General features: G+C 61.5%; 11 protein-coding genes. 6 read left to right on the plus strand and 5 right to left on the minus strand.

Going from position 1 to position 13,947, the window contains the following annotated elements; all coding sequences use genetic code 11:
* The first annotated feature begins 8 nt into the window (after positions 1–8).
* Positions 9–779, plus strand: coding sequence for an iron-containing redox enzyme family protein (locus QNH97_RS07980; protein ID WP_502944533.1), 771 nt, complete (start codon positions 9–11; stop codon positions 777–779).
* A 275-nt stretch (positions 780–1,054) separates the two neighbouring features.
* Here the strand turns inward: QNH97_RS07980 and QNH97_RS07985 are convergent, their stop codons facing one another.
* From QNH97_RS07985 to QNH97_RS08005, 5 genes are all read right to left on the minus strand, one after another.
* Positions 1,055–1,981 carry a GGDEF domain-containing protein gene (locus QNH97_RS07985; RefSeq protein ID WP_283556351.1) on the minus strand — a complete coding sequence of 309 codons (927 nt, stop codon included), beginning with the start codon at positions 1,979–1,981 and terminating at the stop codon, positions 1,055–1,057.
* Between the two features lie 361 nt (positions 1,982–2,342).
* On the minus strand, positions 2,343–3,083 hold the full coding sequence (locus QNH97_RS07990) for a YciK family oxidoreductase (RefSeq protein WP_283556352.1): 741 nt from the start codon (positions 3,081–3,083) through the stop codon (positions 2,343–2,345).
* Between the two features lie 189 nt (positions 3,084–3,272).
* Positions 3,273–3,944, minus strand: a complete 672-nt coding sequence (gene mupP, locus QNH97_RS07995) for an N-acetylmuramic acid 6-phosphate phosphatase MupP (protein WP_283556353.1) — start codon at positions 3,942–3,944, stop codon at positions 3,273–3,275.
* A 4-nt stretch (positions 3,945–3,948) separates the two neighbouring features.
* Entirely contained in the window at positions 3,949–4,647 is a 699-nt protein-coding gene (gene ubiG / locus QNH97_RS08000; RefSeq protein ID WP_283556354.1) for a bifunctional 2-polyprenyl-6-hydroxyphenol methylase/3-demethylubiquinol 3-O-methyltransferase UbiG, read from the minus strand.
* Between the two features lie 61 nt (positions 4,648–4,708).
* Positions 4,709–6,040, minus strand: coding sequence for a TRZ/ATZ family hydrolase (locus tag QNH97_RS08005; protein ID WP_283556355.1), 1,332 nt, complete (start codon positions 6,038–6,040; stop codon positions 4,709–4,711).
* Between the two features lie 106 nt (positions 6,041–6,146).
* Here QNH97_RS08005 and mtnA point away from each other — a divergent pair, with 106 nt between their 5' ends.
* The 5 genes from mtnA (at position 6,147) to hisC (ending at position 13,942) form a co-directional block, all read left to right on the plus strand.
* Positions 6,147–7,223 carry an S-methyl-5-thioribose-1-phosphate isomerase gene (gene mtnA, locus QNH97_RS08010; RefSeq protein ID WP_283556356.1) on the plus strand — a complete coding sequence of 359 codons (1,077 nt, stop codon included), beginning with the start codon at positions 6,147–6,149 and terminating at the stop codon, positions 7,221–7,223.
* 446 nt (positions 7,224–7,669) lie between these two features.
* Positions 7,670–10,333 carry a DNA gyrase subunit A gene (gene gyrA / locus QNH97_RS08015; RefSeq protein WP_283556357.1) on the plus strand — a complete coding sequence of 888 codons (2,664 nt, stop codon included), beginning with the start codon at positions 7,670–7,672 and terminating at the stop codon, positions 10,331–10,333.
* Between the two features lie 303 nt (positions 10,334–10,636).
* The gene (gene serC, locus QNH97_RS08020; protein ID WP_123414799.1) at positions 10,637–11,722 is read left to right on the plus strand and encodes a 3-phosphoserine/phosphohydroxythreonine transaminase; all 1,086 of its coding nucleotides are present in this window, start codon (positions 10,637–10,639) and stop codon (positions 11,720–11,722) included.
* Positions 11,722–12,816, plus strand: coding sequence for a prephenate dehydratase (gene pheA, locus QNH97_RS08025; RefSeq protein ID WP_007899727.1), 1,095 nt, complete (start codon positions 11,722–11,724; stop codon positions 12,814–12,816). The genes serC and pheA overlap by 1 nt, the downstream gene beginning before the upstream one ends.
* A gap of 13 nt (positions 12,817–12,829) precedes the next feature.
* The gene (gene hisC, locus QNH97_RS08030; RefSeq protein WP_283556358.1) at positions 12,830–13,942 is read left to right on the plus strand and encodes a histidinol-phosphate transaminase; all 1,113 of its coding nucleotides are present in this window, start codon (positions 12,830–12,832) and stop codon (positions 13,940–13,942) included.
* Positions 13,943–13,947: the final 5 nt, after the last annotated feature.

A 13,947-nucleotide genomic window follows, 5' to 3' on the forward strand; every position in this document is an offset into this window, starting at 1 on the left:
GCCCGCTCATGGACCCCACGAGCTATCCGAAATGGGCACAACAGCTCATTACCGATTGCAGCGAGAGCAAGCGCCGGGTTGTCGAACACGAGCTGTATCAACGCATGCGCGACAACAAGCTCAGCGCCAAGACCATGCGCCACTACCTCATTGGTGGTTGGCCGGTCGTTGAACAGTTCGCTTTATACATGGCACAAAACCTCACCAAGACCCGCTTTGCTCGCCATCCCGGCGAGGACATGGCGCGTCGCTGGCTGATGCGCAACATTCGTGTCGAACTCAACCATGCCGATTACTGGGTGAACTGGAGCGCCGCCCATGGCGTGACCCTGGAAGACCTGCAAGCGCAGCATGTACCGCCTGAACTCCATGCGTTGAGCCATTGGTGTTGGCACACCAGCTCGTCGGATTCGTTGATCGTGGCCATCGCCGCGACCAACTATGCCATCGAGGGCGCGACCGGGGAGTGGTCGGCGCTGGTGTGTTCCAACGGCATCTACGCGGCGGCTTTCGCCGAGGAAGATCGCAAGCGGGCGATGAAATGGCTGAAGATGCATGCCCAGTACGATGACGCCCATCCTTGGGAAGCCTTGGAAATCATCTGTACCCTGGCAGGCATGAACCCAAGCAAAGCCCTGCAAGTGGAGCTGCGCCAGGCCGTGTGCAAGAGCTACGACTACATGTACCTGTTCCTGGAGCGCTGCATGCAACTGGAACTGGCGGAGTCGGTGGGGAAAACTTCATCCACCCGTGAGCGCCTGGCGCTGGCTGGGAGCTGATTTACTGCGCTTTTGAAGCAACAAGGTGGGAGCGAGTCAGCTCGCGAAGAGGCTGACAGTCAACGGGGAGGTTGGCTGTCAGGCCGTCATCGCGAGCAGGCTCGCTCCCACAGTTGTTTTGAGGTGACCGCTGGATCCTGATTCACCCTGAATCCCCTGTGGGAGCGAGCTTGCTCACGATGGCGCTGGGTCAGTTTCTGAAGATGCAGGATGTGCCGACGTCATCGCGAGCAAGCTCGCTCCCACATTGATTCCAGTGTTCTTTGATTGTTTTTTCAGCCCGCCATCGCCAGCCGATTACGGCCTTCGCGCTTGGCCACGTACAGCGCGCTGTCGGCCCGGCGCAACAGGCTTTCCGCCGATTCGCCCGGCAGCAGGGTCGAGCAGCCCAGGCTGACCGTCAGCTCAATTCGTGTGCCGGCCGCAAAATAATCCTGTGCCTGGGCGGCATACCGCAGTCGCTCACCGACCATGGCGGCGGCATCCCGGCTGGTATTGGAAAGCAGGATCAGAAACTCTTCGCCCCCGAACCTGAACACCATGTCCACGTTGCGCAGTTGACTCTTGATCGACTCGGCAACGGCTTTGAGTACTTCATCGCCGACACCATGCCCATGGCTGTCGTTGATGCGCTTGAAATGATCGATGTCGAGCATCAGCAGCGACAAGGGCTGTAAATGACGCCTGGCCATGTCGATTTCACGTACCAGGGTCTGGTCCATGGCGATGCGATTACCGGTGCCGGTCAGTGGGTCGCGCAGGGCGCTTTGGGTGGCAGCACGGTAGAGCAGCGCATTGCGCAGTGGATACAACAACGTCGAGAGCACGGACTCCAGCTCGCTTTGTTCCGATTCGGAAAAGCGCTGGTTGCGGCGAAATACCAGCTCGCCCAAGTGTTCGCCTTCATGACTGAGGTTGTAGCTCAGGGAATGATGGCCGCGTTGACCGAATTCGAGACGCAGATCGCTAGGCTTGTGCTGGTAGGCCAATGCATCCAGAGGCACCAATCGCTGAACTTCCCGGAAAAACAAGCCAAGGATTCGTTGCGGCTCCAGGCTGGTCTGCAGTTGTTGGCTCAGTTGCTGATGCAATTGCGAGAGGTTGACGGACCGCGCCACGAGCGGCGTCGGTCGGCCGAAGCCCAGGCGCTGCAACTTGGCGCTATCGAAGTCAATCGCGTTGATCTGGGTGGGCGTTTTCATTTGGCGTTAGCCCCTAAGCTAAATCTGTCCTGCCGGGCAAGGTGAGGCGGCTTTGGTTGCGCGTCGTACTGGTCCTTCAGTCCCGTAGGACATCTGATTTGAGTTTAGTCCGCTTCCCTGGCAGTCGTAAGACTCGTCTCAACGTCCGTTCCCCGCCGAACATGGCGTGTTTGAGGATATTTAGAGCGAAAGTCGTGCCATTCAGTTCATTAGAATAAAAACCGATTAGGAATCAATGGATTGATAGCCAGTCGCTGGCATTTCTTGGTCATTTTTGACGACGTTGGCTTGGCGGTTCGCCTGGCTGGGCCTCGAATGAGGGCGCGTCGCGACGGTAAATCGTCGCGACGTGGAGGAGGGGTTATTGCGCGTTGAAGGCTTGGCCGTTGACACCGGAGCTGTCCGGCCCCATCAGGTACAAGTAGACCGGCATGATTTCTTCAGGCGTCGGATTGTTGAGCGGGTTTTCCCCCGGATAGGCCTGGGCACGCATGCTAGTACGGGTCGCGCCGGGGTTGATGCTGTTGGCGCGTACCGCCGCGACCGTGTCGACTTCGTCGGCCAGGGTCTGCATCAGCCCCTCGGTGGCAAACTTGGACACGCCATAAGCCCCCCAGTAAGCCCGGCCCTTGCGCCCGACGCTGCTGGAAGTGAAGACCACGGAGGCATCCTTGGACAGCTTGAGCAGCGGTAGCAAGGTGCTGGTGAGCATGAACATGGCATTGACGTTCACGTGCATCACTCGCATGAAGTTCTCCCCAGACAACTGCTCCAGCGGCGTACGCGGGCCAATGATCGAGGCGTTGTGCAGCAGACCGTCCAGATGGCCGAACTCGGTTTCGATCATCGCTGCCAGTTCATCGTATTGATGGGGCAGGGCGGTTTCGAGGTTGAAGGGAATCACCGCCGGCTGCGGATGACCGGCCGCTTCGATTTCGTCATAGACCTGGGTCAGGTTGGCTTCGGTCTTGCCGAGCAACAGTACGGTGGCACCATGGGCGGCGTAGGTTTTTGCCGCAGCGGCACCGATCCCGCGGCCGGCGCCGGTAACCAGGATCACCCGACCATTGAGCAGGTCGGGACGGGCGGAGTAATCAAACATAAAAACCTCAACAATTAGAGCAGCACAGGACCTGTGGCACAGGGCTGTCATGGCAAGTGAGCTTTTTGTGGCGAGGGAGCTTGCTCCCGCTGGACCGCGAAGCGGTCCCTGAGTCAGCGGGCGACGGCTTCGCCACCGAGCGGGAGCAAGCTCCCTCGCCACAAGAGCGGTAGCGTCGATTTCCTCAGCTCAGCAACCACACAACGCGTTATCCAGCACTTCGCGCAGCGCCGAAGGGTGATCGATCACCACATCCGCGCCCCAATGCCTGGGGTTGTCGTCCGGGTGGATATAGCCATAGGTCACCGCGCAGGTCTTGGTGCCGGCATTGCGGCCGGACTCGATGTCCCGCAGGTCGTCGCCCACGAACAGTACGCTGGCCGGGTCCAGGTCGAGCATCTTGCAGGCCAGGATCAGCGGTTCCGGGTCCGGCTTGCTGTTCTTCACATGGTCAGGGCAGATCAGCACCTTCGAGCGCTCGGCCAGGCCCAACTGCTGCATGATCGGCTCGGCGAAGCGCACCGGTTTGTTGGTGACCACGCCCCAGATCAGGTTCGCCGCTTCAATATCGGCCAGCACCTCGGCCATGCCGTCGAACAGATGGCTGTGGACCGCGCAACCCTTGAGGTAGCGGTCGAGGAACTCCTGGCGCAGTTCCTCGAACCCCGGTGATTCCGGGTCCATGGAAAAGGTCACCGCGACCATCGCCCGGGCTCCGCCGGAAATCTCGTCGCGAATGTGCTGCGTGTTCATCGGTGGCAGGCCACGGTCGGCGCGCATGGCCTGGCAGATGGCGATGAAGTCCGGCGCGGTGTCGAGCAGCGTGCCGTCCATGTCGAAGAGAACTGCTTTGAGACGCATCGACTTACTCCTCGCGCAGGGTTTGGATCATGTAGTTGACGTCGACATCGGCGGCCAGCTTGTAATGCTTGGTCAGCGGATTGTAGGTCAGGCCGATGATGTCCTTGACGGTCAGCCCGGCCATGCGGCTCCAGGCGCCCAGCTCGGAAGGCCGGATGAATTTCTTGAAGTCGTGGGTGCCACGCGGCAGCAGCTTCATGATGTATTCGGCGCCGATGATGGCGAACAGGTAGGCTTTCGGGTTGCGGTTGATCGTGGAGAAGAACACCTGGCCGCCGGGCTTGACCATGCGAAAGCACGCGCGGATGACCGATGACGGGTCCGGTACGTGTTCGAGCATTTCCAGGCAGGTGACCACGTCGAACTGCCCGGGCATTTCCTCGGCCAGGCCTTCGGCGGTGATCTGCCGATATTCCACGCTGACGCCGGACTCCAGTTGATGCAATTGCGCAACCGCCAGCGGTGCTTCGCCCATGTCGATGCCCATCACCGTCGCCCCGCGCTGGGCCATGGCCTCGCTGAGGATGCCGCCGCCACAGCCGACGTCGAGGACCTTCTTGCCGGCCAGATTGACCCGCTCGTCAATCCAGTTGACCCGCAACGGGTTGATGTCGTGCAGCGGTTTGAATTCGCTTTCGCGGTCCCACCAGCGATGGGCCAGGGCTTCGAATTTGGCGATTTCGGCGTGGTCAACGTTGCTCATGTGCAGATCCTCGAAAAGCTTGAAAAGTCGTGTGCCCCGAGCCATGGCTCCAGGGGCTGGGTTATTCGTGGTGACCGCTGATGCGACGGCCCCAGGCCTGGGCCGTGGCAGTCAGTTGCGATTCGTCCAGGCGAGTCAGCCGGCCATCTTCCAGCAACGGCTTGCCGGCCACCCACAGGTGTTTCACGCAATCGCGGCCGGTGGCGTAGATCAGTTGCGACACCGGGTCGTAGATCGGCTGCTGCGCCAGGCCCGACAGGTCAAACGCCACCAGGTCGGCGGCCTTGCCGACTTCCAGGGAGCCGGCGGTCGCTTCGATGCCCAGCGCCCTGGCGCCATTGAGCGTGGCCATGCGCAACGCCCGGTGGGCGTCCAAAGCCGTGGCCGAGCCGGCGACAGCCTTGGCCAGCAGCGCGGCAGTGCGCGTCTCGCCGAGCAAATCCAGGTCGTTGTTGCTCGCCGCGCCGTCGGTGCCGACCGCCACATTGACCCCGGCCTGCCACAAGCGCTCCACCGGGCAGAAGCCGCTGGCCAACTTCAAGTTCGATTCCGGACAATGGATCACGCTGCAGTTGTTTTCTACCAGTAACGCCTGGTCTTCATCGCTGACCTGAGTCATGTGCACGGCCTGGAAGCGCGGTCCCAAAAGGCCCAGTCGTCCCAGCCGGGCCATGGGGCGCTCGCCGGTGTTTTCCACAGCCTGCTGCACTTCGAAGGCGGTTTCGTGAACATGCATATGAATGGCCGCGTCCAGCTCTTCGGCGATCACGCGGATTTTCTCCAGGTTCTCGTCGCCCACCGTGTAGGGCGCATGGGGGCCGAATGCAACTTTGATCCGTGGATGATGCTTGAGGTCGCCAAAAAGCTCGATGCCCTGACGAATGGCATCGTCGGCGCTGGCAGCGCCGGGAATAGGGAAATCCAGGATCGGAATGGCGATTTGCGCGCGGATGCCGCTGTTATGCACGCGTTCGCTGGCAACCTTAGGGTAGAAGTACATGTCCGAGAAACAGGTGATGCCGCCCTTGATCTGCTCGGCGATTGCCAGGTCGGTGCCATCGCGCACGAAATCTTCATCGACCCATTTGGCTTCGGCTGGCCAGATATGCTGTTCCAGCCAGGTCATCAAGGGCAGGTCGTCGGCCAGGCCGCGGAACAAGGTCATCGCCGCATGGCCGTGGGCGTTGATCAGGCCGGGGCTGAGCAGCATGCCGGGCAGTTCGCGAACCTGGGCGGCGTCACATTTCAGGGCTTCTGCCCGTGGGCCGATGAACACGATGCAACCGTCGCGGATGCCCAGGCCATGATCCTTGAGCACCACACCGGCGGGTTCGACAGGCACCAACCAGGTCGGCAGCAATAATAAGTCGAGCGCAACGGCAGGCTTGGGCATCGTGGAACGGTTCCATGGGTTATAAAGAATGGCGAAGTATACCCGAGCGTCTTCGCGGTGGGATCGCTATAATCGGCGGCTTTTGTTCATGAGTGCGGGGTGAGGGATGCGCGATCGACTGTTGGCTGCGGAGAAGGTGAAGGCCATCGATTGGCGGGATGGCGCCCTGTACCTGCTGGATCAGCGTATTTTGCCGTTCGAGGAAAACTGGATCGCCTACACCAGCGCGGCGGGCGTGGCAGAGGCGATCCGCTCGATGGTGGTGCGCGGTGCGCCGGCCATTGGCATCAGCGCGGCCTATGGCGTGGTGCTGGCGGCGCGGGCGCGGGTAGCCGAGGGCGGTGACTGGCAGGCGGCGCTGGAAGCCGATTTTGCCTTGTTGGCCAATTCCCGGCCGACAGCGGTGAACCTGTTCTGGGCACTGGACCGGATGCGCGACCGGCTGGGGCGCTTGAAAAAGCACGCCGAGCCGCTGGCGGTCCTTGAGGCCGAAGCCATCGCGATCCATGAGAGCGACCGCGAAGCCAACCTGACCATGGCCCAGCTCGGTGTCGACCTGATCCGCAAGCACCAGGGCAACGCCCAGGCCATCCTGACCCACTGCAACACTGGCGCCCTGGCCACCGGCGGCTTCGGCACTGCCCTGGGGGTGATTCGCGGCGCATTCCTCGAAGGCATGGTCGAGCGTGTCTATGCCGACGAAACCCGTCCTTGGCTGCAGGGCTCGCGCCTGACCGCCTGGGAGCTGGCCAACGAAGGCATCCCGGTGACCCTCAACGCCGATTCCGCGGCTGCCCACATCATGAAAACCAAGGGCGTGACCTGGGTGATCGTCGGCGCCGACCGTATCACCGCCAATGGCGACGTGGCGAACAAGATCGGCACCTATCAACTGGCGGTCTGCGCCATGCACCACGGCGTGCGCTTCATGGTGGTGGCGCCGAGTTCGACCATCGACATGAGCCTGGCCAGCGGTGAAGACATCCCGATTGAAGAGCGCGACGGGAGCGAACTGTTGGAAGTCGGCGGCAAGCGGGTCGGGGCGGATGTGGACGCTTTCAATCCGGTGTTCGACGTCACCCCGGCGGACCTGATCGACGCGATCATTACGGAGAAGGGCATTGTCGAGCGCCCGGATACCGCGAAGATGGCGCAGTTGATGTGTCGCAAGCGCTTGCATTGAGATAGTTGTCGTCAGATATATCGCTATCGCGAGCAGGCTCGCTCCCACATTGGATTGGTGCTGTGTCCTAAATCTCGGGCATACAAAAAACCCCTGTGGGAGCGAGCCTGCTCGCGATAGAGCCCTAACAGTCAACAAATACCTTGCATTTGCCCTTCAAATCTTCATTCACAGTGCCTCTGAGGCCCTCTCGTCCTCTATCAGCCTGTCACCGGTCAACTAACTATGCTCCATGCGCATCAGGGGGATAGGTGCGTGGCGGCTCTTGTGATAACATCCGGCGGTTTCCAGGGCTGCCTCGCGAGGTGGCCTTTACTGCGCAGATCCATGGCATAACTCGTTGATTTGTCGTAAGTCGCTGCACGGCATTTGTTCTGCAGCGGCGAGCTTCGTTCGTCCCATCTGGATGTGACGAGGTTTCACCAGAAAAAGGAATCAGGCTTCTCATGGGCGAACTGGCCAAAGAAATCCTCCCGGTCAATATCGAAGACGAGCTGAAACAGTCCTACCTCGACTACGCAATGAGCGTAATCGTCGGGCGGGCGCTGCCGGATGCGCGCGATGGCTTGAAGCCCGTGCACCGTCGCGTGCTGTTCGCGATGAGCGAGCTGGGCAACGACTTCAACAAGCCGTACAAGAAGTCTGCCCGTGTCGTCGGTGACGTGATCGGTAAGTATCACCCCCACGGTGACACCGCCGTGTACGACACCATCGTGCGGATGGCCCAGCCATTCTCCCTGCGCTACCTGCTGGTAGACGGCCAGGGCAACTTCGGCTCCGTGGACGGCGACAACGCCGCGGCCATGCGATACACCGAAGTGCGCATGACCAAGCTGGCCCACGAGCTGCTGGCCGACCTGCATAAAGAAACCGTGGACTGGGTGCCGAACTACGACGGCACCGAAATGATCCCGGCGGTCATGCCGACCCGCATCCCGAACCTGCTGGTCAACGGCTCCAGCGGTATCGCCGTGGGCATGGCGACCAACATCCCGCCGCACAACCTCGGTGAAGTCATCGACGGTTGCCTGGCCCTCATCGACAATCCCGAGCTGACTGTCGATGAGCTGATGCAATACATCCCCGGTCCGGACTTCCCGACCGCCGCGATCATCAATGGTCGCGCCGGCATTATCGAAGCCTACCGCACCGGCCGTGGCCGCATTTATATGCGCGCCCGCTCGACCATCGAAGACATCGACAAGGTCGGTGGTCGCCAGCAGATCGTCATCACCGAACTCCCTTACCAGTTGAACAAGGCCCGTCTGATCGAGAAGATCGCCGAGCTGGTGAAGGAGAAGAAACTTGAAGGTATCACCGAGCTGCGCGACGAGTCCGACAAGGACGGTATGCGCGTCGTGATCGAGTTGCGTCGTGGCGAAGTGCCGGAGGTGATCCTCAACAACCTCTATGCCCAGACCCAGCTGCAAGCCGTGTTCGGTATCAACATCGTTGCGCTGATCGACGGCCGTCCGCGGATCCTGAACCTCAAGGACCTGCTGGAAGCCTTCGTGCGTCACCGTCGCGAAGTGGTCACCCGTCGTACCGTGTTCGAGCTGCGCAAGGCCCGCGAACGCGGTCACATCCTTGAAGGCCAGGCCGTTGCCCTGTCGAACATCGACCCGGTCATCGCCCTGATCAAGGCTTCGCCAACCCCGTCGGAAGCCAAGGAAGCGCTGATCAAGACCGCGTGGGAATCCTCTGCCGTGGTCGCGATGGTCGAGCGCGCCGGTGCCGATTCCTGCCGTCCAGAAACCCTGGATCCGCAATATGGCCTGCGCGAAGGCAAGTACTTCCTCTCGCCGGAGCAGGCACAAGCCATTCTGGAGCTGCGTCTGCACCGTCTGACCGGCCTGGAGCACGAGAAGCTGCTGGCCGAGTACCAGGAGATTCTCAACCAGATCGGCGAGCTGATCCGCATCCTCAACAGCGCCACGCGCCTGATGGAAGTCATCCGCGAAGAGCTGGAAGTGATCCGCGCCGAGTACGGCGACGTGCGCCGCACCGAGATTCTCGATGCGCGTCTCGACCTGACCCTGGGCGACATGATCCCGGAAGAAGAGCGCGTGGTGACCATTTCCCACGGCGGCTACGCCAAGACCCAGCCGCTGGCCGCCTACCAGGCCCAGCGTCGTGGCGGTAAAGGCAAGTCGGCTACTGGTGTCAAGGACGAGGACTACATCGCGCACCTGCTGGTCGCCAACAGCCACACCACGCTGTTGCTGTTCTCCAGCAAAGGCAAGGTGTACTGGCTCAAGACCTACGAAATCCCTGAAGCGTCCCGTGCCGCTCGCGGCCGTCCGCTGGTCAACCTGCTGCCGCTGGACAGTGATGAATACATCACCACCATGCTGCCGGTGGAGGAATACACCGAAGGTCACTTCATCTTCATGGCCACCGCCAAAGGCACCGTGAAGAAGACCCCGCTGGAATCCTTCAGCCGTCAGCGCAGCGTGGGCCTGATTGCCCTGGAGCTGGACGAAGGCGACGTGCTGATTTCTGCCGCCATTACCGACGGCGAGCGTGAAGTCATGCTGTTCTCCGACGGCGGCAAGGTGACGCGCTTCAAGGAATCCGACGTTCGCGCCATGGGCCGTACCGCCCGCGGTGTGCGCGGCATGCGCCTGCCGGAAGGCCAGAAGCTGATTTCCATGCTGATCCCTGAAGAAGGCAGCCAGATCCTCACCGCTTCGGCGCGTGGTTATGGCAAGCGCACGGCCATCAGCGAGTTCCCTGAGTACAAGCGTGGCGGCCAGGGCGTGATCGCCATGGTCAGCAACGACCGTAACGGTCGTCTGGTGGGCGCTGTCCAGGTGCTCGATGGCGAAGAGATCATGTTGATCTCCGACCAGGGCACCCTGGTCCGTACACGCGTCGCCGAAGTGTCGAGCCTGGGCCGTAACACCCAGGGCGTGACCCTGATCAAGTTGGCCAGCGACGAAACGCTGGTAGGGCTTGAGCGGGTACAGGAGCCATCGGAAGTCGAAGGCGAGGAGCTGGAAGGCGAGGAAGGCGTGACGTTCGACGGCACCCTAGGTGCCGATGTCGATGACGTGACCGGCGACCAACCGCTCGACGCTGCCGCAGACGAAGAAGAACCGCAGGACTAAGCGGGCACACAGGGGGCGGATGAAGATTCGCCCCCTTGTTGTTTGTCCCGTTTGAAAATTTGCGACACGGCGCATTCTCCTGTGGGGCTGATGCTGCTCACTCAAGGGTTGTTCGAGTCACTGTGGCGAGGGAGCTTGCTCCCGCTTGGGTGCGAAGCGCCCATAAAATGGGTCTGCTGCGCAGCCCAGCGGGAGCAAGCTCCCTCGCCACGGGTTCAATGCAATCCTTATGGGCGGTGATCACCCTCGGGTGATGGGTTGAATGAAGATTTAAGTGACCACTAGATCAGAGCGAGATTGGATGTGAGCAAGAGAGCCTATAACTTCTGTGCCGGCCCGGCGGCGCTGCCTGAAGCGGTCCTGAAGCGTGCCCAGGGTGAACTTCTCGACTGGCATGGCAAAGGCCTGTCCGTCATGGAAATGAGCCATCGTAGCGATGAGTTCGTGTCCATTGCCACCAAGGCCGAGCAGGACCTGCGTGATCTGCTGAACATCCCGTCCAACTACAAGGTGCTGTTCCTGCAGGGCGGCGCCAGCCAGCAGTTCGCCCAGATCCCGCTGAACCTGCTGCCGGAAAGCGGCAAGGCCGACTACATCGACACCGGCATCTGGTCGCAGAAAGCCATCGAAGAAGCTTCGCGTTATGGCCACGTCAACGTTGCCGCGACCGCCAAGCCCTACGACTACTTCGCCATTCCCGGGCAGAACGAATGGAGCCTGTCCAAGGACGCGGCCTACGTTCACTACGCGCCGAACGAAACCATCGGCGGCCTGGAATTCAACTGGATCCCGGAAACTGGCGACGTGCCCCTGGTGGCCGACATGTCTTCGGACATCCTCTCGCGTCCTGTGGATATTTCCCGTTTCGGCATGATCTACGCCGGCGCCCAGAAGAACATCGGTCCGAGCGGCATCCTGGTCAACATCATTCGTGAAGACCTGCTGGGACGCGCCCGTTCCCTGTGCCCGACCATGCTCAACTACAAGGTCGCGGCCGACAACGGCTCGATGTACAACACCCCGCCGACCCTGGCCTGGTACCTGTCGGGCCTGGTGTTCGAATGGCTGAAGGAGCAGGGCGGTGTCGAAGCCATCGGCAAGCTCAACGAAGTGAAGCAGCGCACGCTGTATGACTTTATCGACGCCAGCGGCCTGTACAGCAACCCGATCAACAAGACCGATCGTTCGTGGATGAACGTTCCGTTCCGCCTGGCCGACGACCGTCTCGACAAGCCGTTCCTGGCCGGGGCCGACGAACGCGGCCTGCTGAACCTCAAGGGGCACCGCTCGGTCGGTGGCATGCGCGCCTCCATCTATAACGCCGTCGATATCACCGCGGTCAACGCGCTGATTTCCTACATGGCAGAGTTCGAGAAGGAACACGGTTAATGTCCGAGCAAGAACTCAAGGCGCTGCGCCTGCGCATCGATGCCCTGGACGAAAAAGTCCTCGAGCTGATCAGTGAGCGTGCGCGCTGCGCCCAGGAAGTCGCCCGGGTGAAGATGGCTTCCCTGGCGGAGGGCGAAGTGCCGGTGTTCTACCGTCCCGAGCGGGAGGCGCAGGTCCTCAAGCGGGTCATGGAGCGCAACCAGGGGCCGCTGGGCAACGAAGAAATGGCGCGGTTGTTCCGCGAGATCATGTCGTCGTGCCTGGCCCTCGAACAGCCGTTGAAAGTCGCCTACCTGGGGCCAGAAGGTACCTTCACCCAGGCCGCTGCCATGAAGCACTTCGGTCACGCCGTGATCAGCAAGCCCATGGCGGCCATCGACGAAGTCTTCCGCGAAGTGGCGGCCGGCGCAGTGAATTTTGGCGTGGTGCCGGTGGAAAACTCCACCGAAGGCGCGGTCAACCACACGCTGGACAGCTTCCTCGAACACGACATGGTGATTTGCGGCGAAGTCGAGCTGCGCATCCACCATCACCTGTTGGTGGGCGAGAACACCAAGACCGACAGCATCAGCCGGATCTATTCCCACGCCCAGTCCCTGGCCCAGTGCCGCAAGTGGCTGGACGCGCATTACCCGAATGTCGAGCGCGTGGCGGTGTCGAGCAACGCCGAAGCGGCCAAGCGGGTCAAGGGTGAGTGGAACTCGGCGGCGATTGCCGGCGATATGGCGGCCGGCCTCTACGGGCTGACGCGCCTGGCTGAGAAGATCGAGGACCGTCCGGACAATTCCACGCGGTTCCTGATGATTGGCAGCCAGGAAGTACCGCCGACCGGCGACGACAAGACATCGATCATCGTCTCCATGAGCAACAAGCCCGGCGCGCTCCATGAACTGCTGGTGCCGTTCCACGACAACGGTATCGACCTGACTCGGATCGAGACCCGTCCGTCGCGCAGCGGTAAATGGACCTACGTGTTCTTCATCGATTTCGTCGGCCACCACCGCGATCCGCTGGTAAAAGGTGTGCTTGAGAAAATCAGTCAGGAAGCAGTGGCACTCAAGGTGCTGGGTTCCTACCCCAAGGCAGTTCTTTAAGGGCGGATAGCAAATGAGTGGCAACTTCCTCGCTCTGGCACAGCCAGGCGTGCAACAACTCTCGCCTTACGTTCCGGGCAAGCCTGTGGACGAACTGGCCCGCGAGCTGGACCTGGACCCGGCCAGCATCGTCAAGTTGGCGAGCAACGAAAACCCGTTGGGGGCGAGTCCCAAGGCGCTGGCGGCGATTCGTGATGAGCTGGCCGAGCTGACCCGTTACCCCGATGGCAACGGCTTCTCGCTCAAGAGCCTGCTGGCCGAGCGCTGTGGCGTGGAGCTGAATCAGGTCACCCTGGGCAACGGCTCCAATGACATTCTCGAGTTGGTGGCGCGCGCCTACCTGGCGCCGGGCCTCAACGCGGTGTTCAGCGAACATGCGTTTGCGGTCTACCCGATTGCGACCCAGGCCGTCGGTGCGGACGCCCATGTGGTCCCGGCCAAGGCGTGGGGGCACGATCTGCTGGCCATGCTGGCCGCGATCGACGCCAACACCCGTGTGGTCTTCATCGCCAACCCGAACAACCCGACCGGCACCTGGTTCGACGCCCAGGCCCTGGACGACTTCCTGCAGGATGTGCCCGAGCACGTGCTGGTGGTGCTGGACGAGGCCTATATTGAATACGCCGAAGGCAGCGACTTGCCCGACGGCCTGGATTTCCTCGCGGCCTATCCGAACCTGCTGGTCTCGCGCACGTTCTCCAAGGCCTATGGCCTGGCATCGTTGCGGGTCGGCTACGGCCTGTCCACCGCCGTGGTGGCCGATGTGCTGAACCGCGTGCGTCAGCCGTTCAACGTCAACAGTTTCGCCCTGGCCGCCGCCTGCGCCGCATTGCAGGATGAGGCTTACCTGGCCGAAAGCCGTCGCCTGAACGAGGCGGGCATGCAGCAATTGGAAGCCGGGTTCCGTGAATTGGGCCTGAGCTGGATTCCATCGAAAGGCAATTTCATCTGCGTCGACATCGGTCGTGTGGCGGCGCCGGTCTTCCAAGGCTTGCTGCGTGAAGGCGTGATCGTGCGTCCGGTGGCCAACTACGGCATGCCGAACCACTTGCGCATCACCATCGGCCTGCCTGCGGAAAACAGCCGTTTCCTTGAGGCGTTGAGCAAGGTTCTAGCTCGTGGTTGATGTCA

This window comes from Pseudomonas sp. G2-4 (genome assembly GCF_030064125.1).
Lineage (GTDB): Bacteria > Pseudomonadota > Gammaproteobacteria > Pseudomonadales > Pseudomonadaceae > Aquipseudomonas.

Bases quoted from the DNA above. Each gene is read 5' to 3' on its own strand.
- QNH97_RS07980 (WP_502944533.1), top strand. From the start codon at position 9: ATGGACCCCACGAGCTATCCGAAATGGGCACAACAGCTCATTACCGAT.
- QNH97_RS07985 (WP_283556351.1), bottom strand. From the start codon at position 1,981: ATGAAAACGCCCACCCAGATCAACGCGATTGACTTCGATAGCGCCAAG.
- QNH97_RS07990 (WP_283556352.1), bottom strand. From the start codon at position 3,083: ATGTTTGATTACTCCGCCCGTCCCGACCTGCTCAATGGTCGGGTGATC.
- mupP (WP_283556353.1), bottom strand. From the start codon at position 3,944: ATGCGTCTCAAAGCAGTTCTCTTCGACATGGACGGCACGCTGCTCGAC.
- ubiG (WP_283556354.1), bottom strand. From the start codon at position 4,647: ATGAGCAACGTTGACCACGCCGAAATCGCCAAATTCGAAGCCCTGGCC.
- QNH97_RS08005 (WP_283556355.1), bottom strand. From the start codon at position 6,040: ATGCCCAAGCCTGCCGTTGCGCTCGACTTATTATTGCTGCCGACCTGG.
- mtnA (WP_283556356.1), top strand. From the start codon at position 6,147: ATGCGCGATCGACTGTTGGCTGCGGAGAAGGTGAAGGCCATCGATTGG.
- gyrA (WP_283556357.1), top strand. From the start codon at position 7,670: ATGGGCGAACTGGCCAAAGAAATCCTCCCGGTCAATATCGAAGACGAG.
- pheA (WP_007899727.1), top strand. From the start codon at position 11,722: ATGTCCGAGCAAGAACTCAAGGCGCTGCGCCTGCGCATCGATGCCCTG.
- hisC (WP_283556358.1), top strand. From the start codon at position 12,830: ATGAGTGGCAACTTCCTCGCTCTGGCACAGCCAGGCGTGCAACAACTC.